Source organism: Mycobacterium gordonae (assembly GCF_002101675.1).
Lineage (GTDB): Bacteria > Actinomycetota > Actinomycetes > Mycobacteriales > Mycobacteriaceae > Mycobacterium > Mycobacterium gordonae.
In genome coordinates, this window is sequence record NZ_LQOY01000155.1 from 118,552 (window position 1) to 133,544 (window position 14,993).

A 14,993-nucleotide genomic window follows, 5' to 3' on the forward strand; every position below is an offset into this window, starting at 1 on the left:
CGTGTTAGACGTCAACTTCTTCGATGAACTCCGAATCGGCCTGGCGACCGCGGAGGACATCCGTCAGTGGTCCTACGGCGAGGTCAAGAAGCCGGAGACCATCAACTACCGCACCCTCAAGCCCGAGAAGGACGGTCTGTTCTGCGAGAAGATCTTCGGACCGACTCGCGACTGGGAGTGCTACTGCGGCAAGTACAAGCGCGTGCGCTTCAAGGGCATCATCTGTGAGCGCTGTGGCGTCGAGGTCACTCGCGCGAAGGTGCGTCGTGAGCGGATGGGGCACATCGAGCTGGCCGCCCCGGTCACCCACATCTGGTACTTCAAGGGCGTCCCGTCGCGGTTGGGCTACCTGCTGGACCTGGCGCCCAAGGACCTGGAGAAGATCATCTACTTCGCCGCGTACGTGATCACCGCGGTCGACGACGAGATGCGCCACAACGAGCTCTCGACGCTGGAAGCGGAAATGGTGGTGGAGCGCAAGGCCGTCGAGGACCAGCGCGACGCCGACCTGGAGGCCCGCGCCCAGAAGCTCGAGGCCGACCTGGCCGAGCTGGAGGCCGAGGGCGCCAAGGCCGACGCCAAGCGCAAGGTCCGCGACGGCGGCGAGCGCGAGATGCGTCAGCTGCGCGACCGCGCGCAGCGTGAGCTGGACCGGCTCGAGGACATCTGGAGCACCTTCACCAAGCTGGCCCCCAAGCAGCTGATCGTGGACGAGAACCTCTACCGCGAGCTGCAGGACCGCTATGGCGAGTACTTCACCGGTGCCATGGGCGCGGAGTCGATCCAGAAGTTGATCGAGAACTTCGACATCGACGCCGAGGCCGAGAACCTGCGTGAGGTTATCCGAAGTGGCAAGGGCCAGAAGAAGCTTCGCGCTCTCAAGCGTCTGAAGGTGGTCGCCGCTTTCCAGCAGTCGGGCAACTCGCCGATGGGGATGGTCCTGGACGCCGTCCCGGTCATCCCGCCGGAACTGCGCCCGATGGTGCAGCTTGACGGCGGCCGGTTCGCCACGTCGGACCTCAACGACCTGTACCGCCGCGTGATCAACCGCAACAACCGCCTCAAGAGGCTGATCGACCTCGGCGCGCCCGAGATCATCGTCAACAACGAGAAGCGGATGCTGCAGGAGTCCGTCGACGCGCTGTTCGACAACGGCCGTCGCGGCCGCCCCGTCACCGGACCGGGCAACCGTCCGCTGAAGTCGCTGTCCGACCTGCTCAAGGGCAAGCAGGGCCGGTTCCGCCAGAACCTGCTCGGCAAGCGTGTCGACTACTCGGGCCGTTCGGTCATCGTGGTCGGCCCGCAGCTCAAGCTGCACCAGTGCGGTCTGCCCAAGCTGATGGCGCTCGAGCTGTTCAAGCCGTTCGTGATGAAGCGGCTGGTCGACCTCAACCACGCGCAGAACATCAAGAGCGCCAAGCGCATGGTGGAGCGTCAGCGTCCGCAGGTGTGGGACGTGCTCGAGGAAGTCATTGCCGAGCACCCGGTGCTGCTGAACCGTGCACCGACCCTGCACCGGTTGGGCATTCAGGCCTTCGAGCCGATGCTGGTGGAAGGCAAGGCCATTCAGCTGCACCCGTTGGTGTGTGAGGCGTTCAACGCCGACTTCGACGGTGACCAGATGGCCGTGCACCTGCCGTTGAGCGCGGAGGCTCAGGCCGAGGCGCGAATCCTGATGCTGTCGTCGAACAACATCCTGTCGCCCGCCTCCGGCCGTCCGCTGGCCATGCCGCGACTGGACATGGTGACCGGGTTGTACTACCTGACCACCGAGGTTGCCGGTGACAAGGGTGAGTTCGTGGCCGCGGCGACCGACCAGTCGGAGAGCGGCGTGTACTCCTCGCCGGCCGAGGCGATCATGGCCGCCGACCGCGGCGTGCTCTCCGTCCGGGCCAAGATCAAGGTGCGGCTGACCCAGCTCCGTCCGCCGGTCGAGCTCGAGGCCGAGCTGTTCGGCGCCAACGGCTGGCAGCCGGGCGACGCCTGGGTGGCCGAGACCACCCTGGGCCGGGTGCTGTTCAACGAACTGCTGCCGCTGGGCTACCCGTTCGTGAACAAGCAGATGCACAAGAAGGTGCAGGCGGCGATCATCAACGACCTGGCCGAGCGCTACCCGATGATCGTGGTCGCGCAGACCGTGGACAAGCTCAAGGACGCCGGCTTCTACTGGGCGACCCGAAGCGGCGTCACGGTGTCGATGGCCGACGTGCTGGTGCCGCCGCGCAAGAAGGAGATCCTGGACGCCTACGAAGAGCGTGCGGAGAAGGTCGAAAAGCAGTTCCAGCGTGGCGCTTTGAACCACGACGAACGCAACGAGGCCCTGGTCGAGATCTGGAAGGAAGCCACCGACGAGGTGGGTCAGGCGCTGCGGGAGCACTACCCGAGTGACAACCCGATCATCACGATCGTGGAGTCGGGCGCCACCGGTAACTTCACCCAGACCCGAACGCTGGCCGGCATGAAGGGTCTGGTGACCAACCCCAAGGGTGAGTTCATTCCGCGCCCGATCAAGTCGTCGTTCCGCGAGGGCCTGACCGTGCTGGAGTACTTCATCAACACCCACGGCGCTCGAAAGGGTTTGGCGGACACCGCACTGCGGACCGCCGACTCCGGCTACCTGACCCGTCGTCTGGTCGACGTCAGCCAGGACGTGATCGTGCGCGAGCACGACTGCCAGACCGAGCGCGGCATCGTCGTCGAACTGGCCGAGCGCCAGCCCGACGGCTCCCTGATCCGTGACCCGTACATCGAAACCTCGGCGTACGCACGGACTTTGGGGGCCGACGCGGTGGACGAGGCCGGCAATGTCATCGTCGCGCGCGGCGAGGATCTCGGCGACCCGTCGATCGAGGCCCTGCTGGCCGCGGGGATCACGCAGATCAAGGTGCGTTCGGTGCTGACCTGCACCACCGGCACCGGCGTCTGCGCCACCTGCTACGGACGGTCGATGGCCACCGGCAAGCTGGTCGACATTGGCGAGGCCGTCGGCATCGTGGCCGCCCAGTCCATCGGTGAGCCCGGCACGCAGCTGACCATGCGTACCTTCCACCAGGGTGGTGTGGGTGAAGACATCACCGGCGGTCTGCCGCGTGTCCAGGAGCTGTTCGAGGCGCGGATCCCGCGTGGGAAGGCGCCGATCGCCGACGTCACCGGTCGTGTCCGGCTCGAGGACGGCGAGCGCTTCTACAAGATCACTGTCGTTCCCGACGACGGCGGCGAGGAAGTGGTCTACGACAAGCTGTCCAAGCGTCAGCGCCTGCGGGTGTTCAAGCACGAGGACGGTTCCGAGCGGGTGCTCGCCGACGGCGACCACGTCGAGGTGGGCCAGCAGCTGATGGAAGGCTCGGCCGACCCGCACGAGGTGCTGCGCGTGCAGGGCCCGCGTGAGGTGCAGATCCACCTGGTCCGCGAGGTTCAGGAGGTCTACCGCGCTCAGGGTGTGTCGATCCACGACAAGCACATCGAGGTGATCGTGCGCCAGATGCTGCGCCGCGTCACCATCATCGACTCGGGCTCGACGGAGTTCCTGCCCGGTTCGCTGATCGACCGTGCGGAGTTCGAGGCGGAGAACCGCCGGGTGGTGGCCGAGGGTGGCGAGCCCGCCGCCGGCCGTCCGGTGCTGATGGGTATCACGAAGGCGTCGCTGGCCACCGACTCGTGGCTGAGTGCGGCGTCGTTCCAGGAGACCACGCGAGTGCTGACCGATGCGGCGATCAACTGCCGCAGCGACAAGCTCAACGGTCTGAAGGAGAACGTGATCATCGGAAAGCTGATCCCGGCCGGGACGGGTATCAACCGTTACCGCAACATCCAGGTGCAGCCGACCGAGGAGGCCCGGGCCGCCGCGTACACCATCCCGTCGTACGAGGACCAGTACTACAGCCCGGACTTCGGTCAGGCGACCGGTGCCGCGGTTCCGCTGGACGACTACGGGTACAGCGACTACCGGTAGTCTCGCGAGCAGACGCAAAAGCCCCCGCACGCTCGGCGTGTCGGGGGCTTTTGCGTCTGCTCACCCCCCGCAGGCTCCGTCCACACTGGCGATCCTGTCCACATGACCTGCCGCCGCGCCAGATTTCGGCAGAGGCCCTCGCCCTTTCTGCGCCATCATCTGGCGAGTGGACATCGAAAGCGCTCTGCAGGCCAACGGCGGACTCGCGACCACCCGCCAATTGCTGACGATCATGACTCGCAAGCGCCTCGAAGTACTTGTCAAGGCGGGCAATTTGATTCGGGTCTGCCGCGGTGTCTACGGCCTGAGCGAACCCGATATGCTCACCCAGCTCGCTGCCCTGGACCTCCTGTCCCGCGAACCCATCGTCGCCTGCATGGGTACCGCCGCGGCCCTGTATGGCTTCGACACCGAGCGCTCGTCGCGTCTGCACGTCCTGGACCCCGGTGTGCGCATGCGCCCGTCGGCGGGTCTGATGGTGCATCAGCGAGTCGGTGCACCGCTACGACGGGTGGAGGGGCGACTGGCGACGGCGCCGGCGTGGACGGTCATCGAGGTCGCACGGTCGTTGCCGCGGCCGCGCGCTCTGGCGACGCTCGACGCGGCGCTGCTTATCCGCGCCTGCAGCACCGGCGAACTCGATGCGGCGACCCGTGAACAGAAGGGCCGACGCGGCATCGTCAAGGTGCGGGAGCTGATTTGCTACGCCGACGGCCGCGCCGAGTCGCCGATGGAAAGCGAGACCCGCCTGGTGTTCATCGACAACCAGGTGCCGAAACCGGAATTGCAGTACAGCATCGTCGACCAGTACGGCAAGCTGTGGCGCGTCGACTTCGCCTGGCCGGAGGCGATGGTCTTCGCCGAGTACGACAGCGTGCAATGGCATCTGGGCCGTGAGGCTCTGATGCACGACCGGCAGAAGACTGCGCGGTTGCAGGAATGTGGCTGGCTGTCGATACCTGTCACCGTCGACGATGTCCGCGATGACCCCGTCGGGCTTGCCGATCGGCTCAAGTTCCACCTGGCGAGCAGACGCGTAAGCCCCCAAATATCAACGGATTTGGGGGCTTACGCGTCTGCTCGCGCCACCTAGCGCACCGTGAACTCGTGGGTGGTGGCCTGGAACGGCTCCAGCCTGCCGTGGGTGTCGCGGGCCATCCCGTGATGCACGATGCGGTAGTGCCCCGGCGCCGCATCGGCCGGAATGTTCCAGCGGATCCGGACGTGTGAGCCGCTGCGCCCGTCGCGCTGCCACCGGAAGGTGGTCGACCAGTCGCCGTCGTCGGCTACCCGCACCCAGTCCGTGCCCGCGAGGTGGGCCACTTCCAGAAAGGTCCGGTTGCGGTGGACGTCGTTGTTGGGAGACGCGCTGGCGAATACGGCTTCGACCGAGTCGCCCGGACGGTAGGTCGCGTCCGGTTCGGCGACGATCGCGCCGAACGAACCGGTGTCGGCGGGCGCGGAGCGCAGCCAGCTGCGGGGCTTGCGAGGCCGGGGCCGGGGTGCGGGAGTCATCGGGCGGCCGTCGCGCATGGCCTCCGCGAGTCCGGCGACGGTCTGCATCAGCGCCGGCAACTCCCATCTGCCGAACAGGGTGCTGCCACCCTCGTACCGCTGCTCGAGATATTCCTCGGGCGTGGTCACGTAGTGGATGTAGGCGTTGCTGTATCCCACACAGAGCACGTCGTCGAGGTCGGCGCCGACGATCGAGGCCACCGTGCGACGTAGTCGAAGACCGGAGACGATCGTCGGCTCGCCGGGGATGCCGATCAGATAGAGACGCCCGATTCGCAGCAACTGGACGGGGACGACCTCCTGGATGAAGGGCTGCAGCCGGTTCACCAGCCGGACCGGGATCACCATCCCCTTGGGCTGCTGCGCCGCGCGTATCTTGCGGCCCAGTCGGTAGATGCCACGGGAGACGTTGTCCCAGAACGGGTTTCGACCTTGTCCCTGGTGGAAACCCGGGAAGCCCTCGCCCTCGTCGGTCCCCGCGAACATCGCCGCGGCGATCATCGGCCGCCCGGTGCGGCGCGGTTGGCCGTCGGGGGTGTACTGCCCGCCGACCTCGACGGCACCCAGATCGACGTAGGTGAGCCGAAAGTCGACACCGGCGCCGATAGGCGTCCCGTTGTCCAGTTGCGCGAAAGCGTCCTCGAATTGGGACATTCCGACTTGGCGGGTGTTCTCCAGTTCCTCGTCTTCCCGGGCCGGGCCGTATGCGATGGGACCGCCGACGTGCGGGCTCATATCGCCCGGATTGGTCTGGGCGAAGGCGGCGATGAAGTCGGGTTGACCGGCGAGGTAGTCGGCGCCGCAACGGGTGCGCTCCCAGTGATAGGCGGCGAAGCCCTTGTTGTCTCCGGAGATGAGCAGGTTGCGGTTGGTCATGCTGGTGCCGTGGGTGGCGAAGAAATGAATTGTGCCCACTGTCTTTTCGCCGCGATCGATCTGCACCAGCGTCGTGTGCGGGTCAATGCGGTCAGGGAACTGCTCCCGGTCCGATGCCGGGTTGCGGTCGAATGCGGTGGGGGAACGGTTGACGCTGGCCCCGTGCAATTGGCCGTGCGACAGGGCCACCCGCGCGGGCGCCAGATCGTCGTGCGCGTGGCGCACCGATTCGACGATGCCGTCCACGATGGCCGCAAATGTGGCCGGCCGGAACCCGCTGGTCGACAGGTTGTACAGCAGGTGTCCGCAGTAGCCGCCGGGCCCGGAGTGGGTGTGCGTCGTGGTGATCAACGTGTTCTGCGCGGTATAGGTGGTGCCGTACGACACCGCCAGCCGGCGCAGTACCTCGTCGGTGACGTTCTGCATCGGCAGCGGCAGTTCGGCGACCACCAGCAGTACGCGGGCGCCCCCAGGTTCCGCGAAGACGAAAGCCCGCGACCGCAGGCGAAGGTGAATCCCCGCGGTCCGTTGTCCAGTCTTGCCGTAGCCGAGCATGCCGCATTCGGCGGCCTCGCCGGTGATATCTGAGATGCCTCTCCCAACCGAAAGCCCCGCCGAAAGTCCCGCCGCAAGCGTTGCCTCGTCCGTCACGCTCAACACCTTATGCTTCGACCCCCCCGGTGGCGGCCTTACTAGACTGGGCGAGTGCTCATCGGTTCGCATGTCCGCCAGGACGACCCACTTGCCGCAGCCGAGGCAGACGGCGCCGACGCGGTGCAGTTCTTCCTCGGCAATCCGCAGAGTTGGAAGAAACCCCAGCCGCGCGAGGACGCCGAGACGCTGAAAACGTCCAGCGTGCCGCTGTATGTGCACGCCCCGTATCTGATCAACGTCGCGTCGGCCAACAATCGAATCCGGATTCCGTCCCGCAAGATCCTGCAGGACACCTGCGACGCGGCGGCGGCGATCAACGCGACGGCGGTGATCGTGCACGGCGGTCATGCGGACGACAACGACATGGAGGCCGGTTTCGAACGCTGGGTCAAGGCGCTGGACTACCTGGAAACCGACGTGCAGATCTATCTGGAGAACACCGCGGGCGGCGACCATGCGATGGCCCGGTACTTCGACACCATCGGCAGGTTGTGGGATCACATCGGCGACAAGGGAATTGGCTTCTGTCTGGACACCTGTCACGCATGGGCGGCCGGTGAGGCGCTGATCGACGCGGTCGACCGCATCAAGGCGCTGACCGGCCGCATCGACCTGGTGCACTGCAACGACTCCAGGGACGCGGCCGGCTCGGGGGCCGACCGGCACGCCAACTTCGGCACCGGCCAGATCGACCCCCAGTTGCTCGTCGCGGTCGTCAAGGCCGCGGGCGCCCCAGTCATCTGCGAGACCGCCGACGAGGGACGCAAGGACGACATCGCCTTTCTGCGCGACAACATCGCTTGACGATCTGAAGGGAAGGCGGGCCCAACGACGGCGACGCGGACCGGTCCATTACACGTCTTGTGCAGTTGTCGGAGAAATGTAACATTGGCCTCATGCCCGATACGCATGTCGTGACCAACCAGGTCCCCCCGCTGGAAAATCACAACCCGGCTTCCTCTCCCGTTCTCGTCGAGGCCCTGATCCGCGAGGGTGGGCAGTGGGGGCTGGACGAGGTGACCGAGCTCGGGGCGCTCTCGGGCAGTCGCGAGGCGCAACGCTGGGGCGAGCTGGCCGACCGCAACCGGCCGGTGCTGCACACCCATGACCGGGTCGGGCACCGCGTCGACGAGGTGGAGTACGACCCCGCCTACCACGAACTGATGCGCACCGCGATCGCGCACGGCCTGCACGCCGCGCCCTGGGCGGACGAACGGCCGGGTGCGCACGTGGTGCGCGCCGCCAAGACATCGGTCTGGACGGTCGAGGCGGGCCACATCTGCCCGATCTCGATGACCTATGCCGTGGTGCCGGCGCTGCGTTTCAATCCGGAACTGGCCGCCGTATACGAGCCGCTGCTCACCAGCCGCGAATACGACCCGGAACTCAAGCTCGCCGTCACTAAAGCCGGCATCACCGCCGGCATGTCGATGACCGAGAAACAGGGCGGTTCCGACGTCCGCGCCGGCACCACCCAGGCAACCCCCAACGCGGACGGCACCTATAGCCTGCGCGGCCACAAGTGGTTCACCTCCGCCCCGATGTGCGACATCTTCCTGGTGCTCGCCCAGGCGCCGGGCGGTCTGTCCTGCTTCATGCTGCCGCGCATCCTGCCCGACGGCACCCGCAACCGGATGTTCCTGCAGCGGCTCAAAGACAAGCTCGGCAACCACGCCAACGCGTCCAGCGAGGTGGAATACGACGACGCCACCGCGTGGCTGGTCGGCGAGGAGGGCCGCGGCGTCCCGACCATCATCGAAATGGTCAACCTGACGCGCCTGGACTGCACGCTGGGCAGCGCCACCAGCATGCGCACCGGGCTGACTCGCGCCACCTATCACGCGCAACATCGAAAGGCGTTCGGCGCCTACCTGATTGACCAACCCTTGATGCGCAATGTGCTGGCCGACCTCGCGGTGGAGGCCGAGGCGGCCACCATGGTGGCCATGCGGATGGCCGGCGCCACCGACCAGGCGGTCCGGGGTGACGAGCGCGAGGGGCTGTTCCGCCGCATCGGCCTGGCGGCCAGCAAATACTGGGTGTGCAAGCGCTCCACTCCACATGCGGCAGAGGCCCTGGAATGCCTGGGCGGCAACGGCTACGTCGAAGACTCCGGTATGCCGCGGCTCTATCGGGAGGCCCCGTTGATGGGTATCTGGGAGGGCTCGGGCAACGTCAGCGCGCTCGATACGTTGCGCGCCATGGCAACCCGGCCCGAGTCCGTCGAGGTGTTGTTCGACGAACTGGCCCAGACCGCCGGCCAGGACGCCCGGCAGGACGCTCATGTCGAGCGGTTGCGCGAGCAGCTCGCCGACCTGGACACCATCCAATACCGGGCCCGCAAGGTCGCCGAGGACATCTGCCTGGCCTTGCAAGGGTCACTGCTGGTGCGGCACGGCCATCCGGCGGTCGCCGAAGCGTTCCTGGCCAGCCGGCTGGGCGGGCAGTGGGGCGGGGCGTTCGGCACCCTGCCGAGCGGTCTGGATCTGGCGCCGATCATCGAGCGCGCGTTGGTCAAGGGATGACCCACTCGATCAGGCCGGTCGACTTCGACAACCTGAAAACGATGACCTACGAGGTCACCGACCGGGTTGCGCGCATCACCTTCAACCGGCCCGAAAAGGGCAACGCGATCGTCGCCGACACCCCACTGGAACTCTCGGCGCTGGTGGAACGGGCCGACCTCGACCCCAACGTGCACGTCATCCTGGTCTCCGGGCGCGGCGAGGGGTTCTGCGCAGGCTTCGATCTGTCCGCCTACGCCGACCGCACCGGCTCGGCGGGCCAGGAGGGCGGATATCACGGCACCGTGCTGGACGGGAAGACACAGGCGGTCAACCACCTGCCAAACCAGCCGTGGGACCCGATGATCGACTACCAGATGATGAGCCGGTTCGTGCGCGGCTTCTCCAGCCTGATGCACGCCGACAAGCCGACGGTGGTCAAGATCCACGGCTACTGCGTGGCCGGCGGCACCGACATCGCGCTGCACGCCGATCAGGTGATCGCCGCCTCCGACGCGAAGATCGGCTACCCGCCGACCCGCGTATGGGGTGTTCCGGCCGCGGGTCTGTGGGCGCACCGCCTGGGTGACCAGCGGGCCAAACGGCTGCTGTTCACCGGTGACTGCATCACCGGCGCGCAGGCCGCCGAGTGGGGCCTGGCGGTCGAGGCGCCCGACCCGGCCGATCTGGACGAACGCACCGAGCGGTTGGTGGCCCGGATCGCCGCGCTGCCGGTCAACCAGTTGATCATGATCAAGCTCGCGCTCAACGCCCCGCTGCTGCAACAGGGCGTCGCCACCAGTCGCATGGTCAGCACGGTGTTCGACGGAGTGGCCCGGCACACGCCCGAGGGGCACGCATTCGTCGCCGACGCGGTCGAACACGGCTTCCGCGACGCGGTCAAACACCGCGACGAACCGTTCGGTGACTACGGCCGGAAAGCGTCCCAGGTGTAGCGCCGTGCGCAAGATGACCGCCCGGTCAGTGGTGCTCAGCGTGTTGCTGGGTGCGCACCCGGCGTGGGCCACCGCTAGTGACTTGATAAGGCTGACAACGGATTTCGGTATCAGGGAGACAACGCTACGGGTGGCGCTGACCCGCATGGTCAGTGCCGGTGATCTGATCCGGTCGGCCGACGGCTATCGGCTCTCCGACCGCTTGCTGGCCCGCCAGCGCCGGCAGGACGAGGCGATGCGACCGCGCACCCGGGCCTGGCGCGGGCACTGGCACGTCGTCGTCGTAACCAGTGTGGGCACTGACCCGCGGACCCGCGCCGCCTTGCGAAACACCATGCACGAGAAGCGGTTCGCCGAACTGCGCGAAGGCGTCTGGATGCGCCCGGACAACCTTGACCTGGAGTTGGCGCCCGACGTCGCGGCCCGGGTACGGGTATTGCGGGCACGTGACGACGCCCCGGTGGCGCTGGCCGGACAACTGTGGGATCTGACGGAGTGGGCCGGTGTCGGGCACCGGTTGCTGCAAGAGCTCGGCCGGGCGACGGACATGCCCGGGCGCTTCGTCGCGGCGGCGGCCATGGTGCGCCACCTCAACAGCGATCCCATTTTGCCCGCCGAACTGCTGCCCACGGACTGGCCGGGTGCGCAGCTGCGGGCGGCCTACCACGACTTCGCCACCGAACTGGCGGACCTGCGTGATACGACCCAACTTCAGGAGGCGACATGAGCAATTTGGTGCGGGTGGAGCGCGACGGCCCGGTGACCACGGTCTGCATCAACCGGCCCGAGGCGCGCAATGCGGTCAACGGCCCGACGGCCGCCGCGCTGTATACCGCGTTCGAAACGTTCGACCGCGACGACACCGCGTCGGTTGCCGTGCTCTGCGGCGAGGGCGGAACATTCTGCGCGGGAGCCGATTTGAAGGCCTTCGGCACACCGCAGGCCAACTCCGTACACCGCACCGGCCCGGGCCCGATGGGACCGTCGCGCATGATGCTGTCCAAACCGGTGATCGCCGCGGTCGACGGTTATGCGGTGGCCGGCGGCCTGGAGCTCGCGTTGTGGTGCGATCTGCGGGTGGCCGAAGAGGATGCCGTGTTCGGGGTGTTCTGCCGACGCTGGGGAGTGCCGCTCATCGACGGCGGAACGGTGCGGCTGCCGCGCCTGATCGGGCACAGCCGCGCGATGGACATGATCCTCACCGGACGCGGCGTCAAAGCCGATGAGGCGCTGGCGATCGGCCTGGCCAACCGCGTCGTGCCCAAAGGCGAAGGGCGACAAGCCGCCCAGGAACTAGCGGCCGAACTTGCCGCGCTGCCACAGCAGTGTCTGCGATCGGACCGTCTGTCGGCGCTGCACCAGTGGGGCCTGCCGGAGTCCGCGGCGATGGACCTCGAATTCGCCAGTATCTCCCGGGTGGCCGCCGAGGCGCTGGAGGGCGCGGGGCGCTTCGCCGGCGGCGCCGGCCGGCACGGCGCCCCCGCCAGTTAGCCGCCCTTGGTGACGGTGTTGTTGGGGCCGATCTCGTTGATCTCGGGGTCGCCGTCTTTATAGGTGATGGTGTTGTCCATCCCCAGCACCGTGATGCGCTTGTTGACCTTGTCGATGGTGATCTTGTTCTTGGTGCCGCCGACGCTCACCGTCTCGCAGTTGCCGTTGACGGTCAGCGTGTTGTCCGACCCGGTCACGTTAAGCGACTTCCCGGCCTCGCAGGCAATGGTGGCGGTCTGCCCCATAGACGCATAGACGACGGTGTCGCCCACCTGGACCGAAGTGCTCCCGGTCGGCAGGGCGCCGGTGCTGCTGGTCGTCTCCGCGCCACCGCTGCTGGTGGTGGTGGTCGACTTGGTCGAAGACGAAGTGCTGCCCCCCGGCGGCCCGGCCGTCGAGCTGCAGCCGGCCAGCCCGACGGCGGCGGCGACGGCCGCGGCTGACAGGGCCAGTCCAGCCACTCGGAAGGTGTCGGCAGTTCCGTTGATACGCATGGTTTCTCGATTCCTCCCGATTATGGAAACTGTCACACGTGCCGGCTCAGGGCCCGACTCGCTGGATCCGGTTGACCATCCCCAGTTCGCGGCCGCGATCCCAGATGACGGGATCGCCGTTCTTGAAGTGCACGGTCCCGTCATAGCCGTACACCGTGATGTCGTTGACGACCGTGTCGGCGATGACCGTGTTGCCCGTGCCCATCATGGTGACCGCCCAGCAGCTCCCCTTGGCGGTGACGATGTTGTTGGTCCCGTTGACGAAGAGCGTGGCATCGCCGCAGTCGATCGTTGTCTCGACGCCCTGCCCGGTGATGTGGGTGTCGCCGTTCTTGGCGTGCGCAGCCGGCGCGGCGGGTACGGCAACGACGGTCGCTGCGCAGACAGCCAGCGTTCCCACGGCGGTTGTCCATTTCACTGCGGGCCCCCCTTCGTTGGGTGGGTGGTCTGCTCGATCAGACCTCGATTGAGATTACGTGCATTCAACTCCGCGACGACAGCCCTGTCGTGCATTTCCTGCCAAAGACGCCACGCCCGTCAGCGCGCCCGGAGCGCCGCCCCCGGCGACCGGGTGCGGGTCAACTAGAGTCATTAGTTAGCTCTCACGTCACGCGGGCCAGGCGCGCAGGGCCGGCCAATCGAAGGGTGAATCGCCATGGCAGCTCAGCCGGACCCACCGTCGGGCGGTGGCCGTGCGCGCGGAGGCAAGTCCGGAGCCCGTCAAGCGAAGCTGAGCCGCGAGGGCATCGTCGACGGCGCCCTGACGTTCCTGGACCGAGAGGGCTGGGATTCCCTGACGATCAACGCCCTGGCGACCCAACTCGGGACCAAGGGACCGTCGCTCTACAACCACGTGGACAGCCTCGAGGATCTGCGCCGCGCGGTACGCATCCGGGTCATCGACGACATCATCACGATGCTGAACCGGGTCGGGGAAGGCCGGGCCCGCGACGACGCCGTCCTGGTCATGGCCGGCGCCTACCGCAGCTACGCACACCATCACCCGGGTCGGTACTCCGCGTTCACCCGGATGCCCCTGGGCGGCGACGACCCGGAATACACGGCGGTCACCAGGGGTGCGGCCGCACCCGTCATCGCGGTGCTGTCCTCCTACGGCCTGCAGGGTGAGGAGGCCTTCTACGCGGCCCTGGAGTTCTGGTCGGCGATGCACGGGTTCGTGCTGCTGGAGATGACCGGCGTGATGGACGAGATCGACACCGATGCGGTGTTCACCGATATGGTGCTGCGGTTGGCTGCCGGCATGGACCGGCGCACCATGCAGCCCGCCGAGAGACCCTAGCCCGGGCGTCGAGCGTGAAGCTGGTTTCACGCTGGTACGTGACCTGAAACCAGTTTCATGGTCGCCCGTGTCCAGGGGCGTGCGCGGCCCTCGGACCGGTCATGCCACCGCTTTTGACCTGCCAGACTCCGGCCGGGTATTGTGGGACCTCGTGCCTGGCGGCTAACGGCGCCTGAAGTAGCGGGCGTAAATGCCGGGCCAATTCGCGTGTCCACGATGCAACGGATGACGTATTCCGGGCGAGCGCATGCGACACGCCCGGCCGCGGGGTGAGAACGTTATTCCGCGGAGGGGCATAACTGCAGTACAGGAACTTTTGAACAGCGCACTCGAGAAGCACCACAAGAACAGCAACACAGAAAGCCGGTAGATGCCAACCATTAATCAGCTGGTCCGCAAGGGCCGCCGGGACAAGGTCGCCAAGGTCAAGACCGCGGCCCTGAAGGGCAGCCCGCAGCGCCGTGGCGTGTGCACCCGCGTGTACACCACCACTCCGAAGAAGCCGAACTCGGCTCTTCGGAAGGTTGCCCGTGTGAAGCTGACGAGTCAGGTTGAGGTCACCGCTTACATCCCCGGTGAGGGCCACAATCTGCAGGAGCACTCGATGGTGCTGGTGCGTGGCGGCCGGGTGAAGGACCTGCCCGGTGTGCGCTACAAGATCATCCGCGGTTCGCTCGACACCCAGGGTGTCAAGAACCGCAAGCAGGCTCGCAGTCGCTACGGCGCGAAGAAGGAGAAGAGCTGATGCCGCGCAAGGGACCCGCGCCCAAGCGTCCGCTGGTCAACGACCCGGTCTACGGGTCGCAGTTGGTCACCCAGTTGGTGAACAAAGTTCTGCTGCAGGGGAAGAAATCGCTCGCTGAGCGCATTGTCTATGGTGCGCTCGAACAGGCCCGGGACAAGACCGGCACCGACCCCGTCATCACCCTCAAGCGTGCTCTCGACAACGTCAAGCCCGCACTGGAGGTGCGTAGCCGCCGCGTCGGTGGTGCCACCTACCAGGTGCCCGTCGAGGTGCGTCCGGACCGGTCGACGACGCTGGCGCTGCGCTGGCTGGTCAGTTTCTCTCGGCAGCGCCGGGAGAAGACGATGGTCGAGCGTCTGGCCAACGAAATCATGGATGCCAGCAATGGCCTCGGGGCTGCCGTCAAGCGGCGTGAGGACACCCACAAGATGGCCGAGGCCAACCGCGCCTTCGCGCACTATCGCTGGTAGAGCAGTGTGCCAGCGCCGGAGCCGCCACGGCGGCGA

The 14,993-nt window shown here is 67.0% G+C and carries 13 protein-coding genes; 10 read left to right on the forward strand and 3 right to left on the reverse strand.

Annotation, left to right across the window (positions count from 1 at the left end; genetic code table 11):
• Position 1: 1 nt before the first annotated feature.
• Together AWC08_RS22395 and AWC08_RS22400 are read left to right on the forward strand one after the other, a co-directional pair.
• The gene (locus AWC08_RS22395) at positions 2-3,952 is read left to right on the forward strand and encodes a DNA-directed RNA polymerase subunit beta' (RefSeq protein ID WP_065137631.1); all 3,951 of its coding nucleotides are present in this window, start codon (positions 2-4) and stop codon (positions 3,950-3,952) included.
• Positions 3,953-4,118: 166 nt separating this feature from the next.
• Complete coding sequence (locus AWC08_RS22400; RefSeq protein WP_065137632.1) at positions 4,119-5,045, forward strand: hypothetical protein; 927 nt, start codon at positions 4,119-4,121, stop codon at positions 5,043-5,045.
• Here AWC08_RS22400 and AWC08_RS22405 read toward each other — a convergent pair.
• Positions 5,042-6,994: a neutral ceramidase gene (locus AWC08_RS22405; RefSeq protein WP_264076315.1), complete on the reverse strand. Its 1,953-nt coding sequence runs from the start codon at positions 6,992-6,994 to the stop codon at positions 5,042-5,044. The genes AWC08_RS22400 and AWC08_RS22405 overlap by 4 nt on opposite strands.
• Positions 6,995-7,048: 54 nt before the next feature.
• Between AWC08_RS22405 and AWC08_RS22410 the strand changes: the two genes are divergently transcribed.
• The 5 genes from AWC08_RS22410 to AWC08_RS22430 all read left to right on the forward strand — a co-directional run bounded on the left by AWC08_RS22410 (position 7,049) and on the right by AWC08_RS22430 (position 11,948).
• On the forward strand, positions 7,049-7,801 hold the full coding sequence (locus AWC08_RS22410; protein WP_069433014.1) for a deoxyribonuclease IV: 753 nt from the start codon (positions 7,049-7,051) through the stop codon (positions 7,799-7,801).
• 92 nt (positions 7,802-7,893) lie between these two features.
• A complete protein-coding gene (locus AWC08_RS22415; protein ID WP_065137635.1) occupies positions 7,894-9,522 on the forward strand; it encodes an acyl-CoA dehydrogenase family protein in 1,629 nt (542 codons plus the stop codon).
• Complete coding sequence (locus AWC08_RS22420; protein ID WP_065137636.1) at positions 9,519-10,457, forward strand: crotonase/enoyl-CoA hydratase family protein; 939 nt, start codon at positions 9,519-9,521, stop codon at positions 10,455-10,457. The genes AWC08_RS22415 and AWC08_RS22420 overlap by 4 nt, the downstream gene beginning before the upstream one ends.
• Positions 10,458-10,461: 4 nt before the next feature.
• Positions 10,462-11,184 (forward strand): PaaX family transcriptional regulator C-terminal domain-containing protein, encoded by a 723-nt coding sequence (locus AWC08_RS22425; protein ID WP_142283728.1) that lies wholly within the window; start codon positions 10,462-10,464, stop codon positions 11,182-11,184.
• On the forward strand, positions 11,181-11,948 hold the full coding sequence (locus AWC08_RS22430; protein ID WP_065136079.1) for a crotonase/enoyl-CoA hydratase family protein: 768 nt from the start codon (positions 11,181-11,183) through the stop codon (positions 11,946-11,948). Before AWC08_RS22425 ends, AWC08_RS22430 begins: the two co-directional genes overlap by 4 nt.
• Here the strand turns inward: AWC08_RS22430 and AWC08_RS22435 are convergent.
• The gene (locus AWC08_RS22435) at positions 11,945-12,442 is read right to left on the reverse strand and encodes a DUF3060 domain-containing protein (protein WP_065136078.1); all 498 of its coding nucleotides are present in this window, start codon (positions 12,440-12,442) and stop codon (positions 11,945-11,947) included. The genes AWC08_RS22430 and AWC08_RS22435 overlap by 4 nt on opposite strands.
• Positions 12,443-12,488: 46 nt before the next feature.
• Positions 12,489-12,860, reverse strand: a complete 372-nt coding sequence (locus AWC08_RS22440) for a DUF3060 domain-containing protein (RefSeq protein ID WP_069433015.1) — start codon at positions 12,858-12,860, stop codon at positions 12,489-12,491.
• 237 nt (positions 12,861-13,097) lie between these two features.
• Here AWC08_RS22440 and AWC08_RS22445 point away from each other — a divergent pair, with 237 nt between their 5' ends.
• From AWC08_RS22445 to rpsG, 3 genes are all read left to right on the forward strand, one after another.
• Positions 13,098-13,742, forward strand: a complete 645-nt coding sequence (locus AWC08_RS22445; RefSeq protein ID WP_065133604.1) for a TetR/AcrR family transcriptional regulator — start codon at positions 13,098-13,100, stop codon at positions 13,740-13,742.
• Positions 13,743-14,112: 370 nt separating this feature from the next.
• Positions 14,113-14,487 carry a 30S ribosomal protein S12 gene (rpsL, locus tag AWC08_RS22450; RefSeq protein WP_055578870.1) on the forward strand — a complete coding sequence of 125 codons (375 nt, stop codon included), beginning with the start codon at positions 14,113-14,115 and terminating at the stop codon, positions 14,485-14,487.
• Positions 14,487-14,957, forward strand: coding sequence for a 30S ribosomal protein S7 (gene rpsG / locus AWC08_RS22455; RefSeq protein WP_065046088.1), 471 nt, complete (start codon positions 14,487-14,489; stop codon positions 14,955-14,957). The genes rpsL and rpsG overlap by 1 nt, the downstream gene beginning before the upstream one ends.
• Positions 14,958-14,993: the final 36 nt, after the last annotated feature.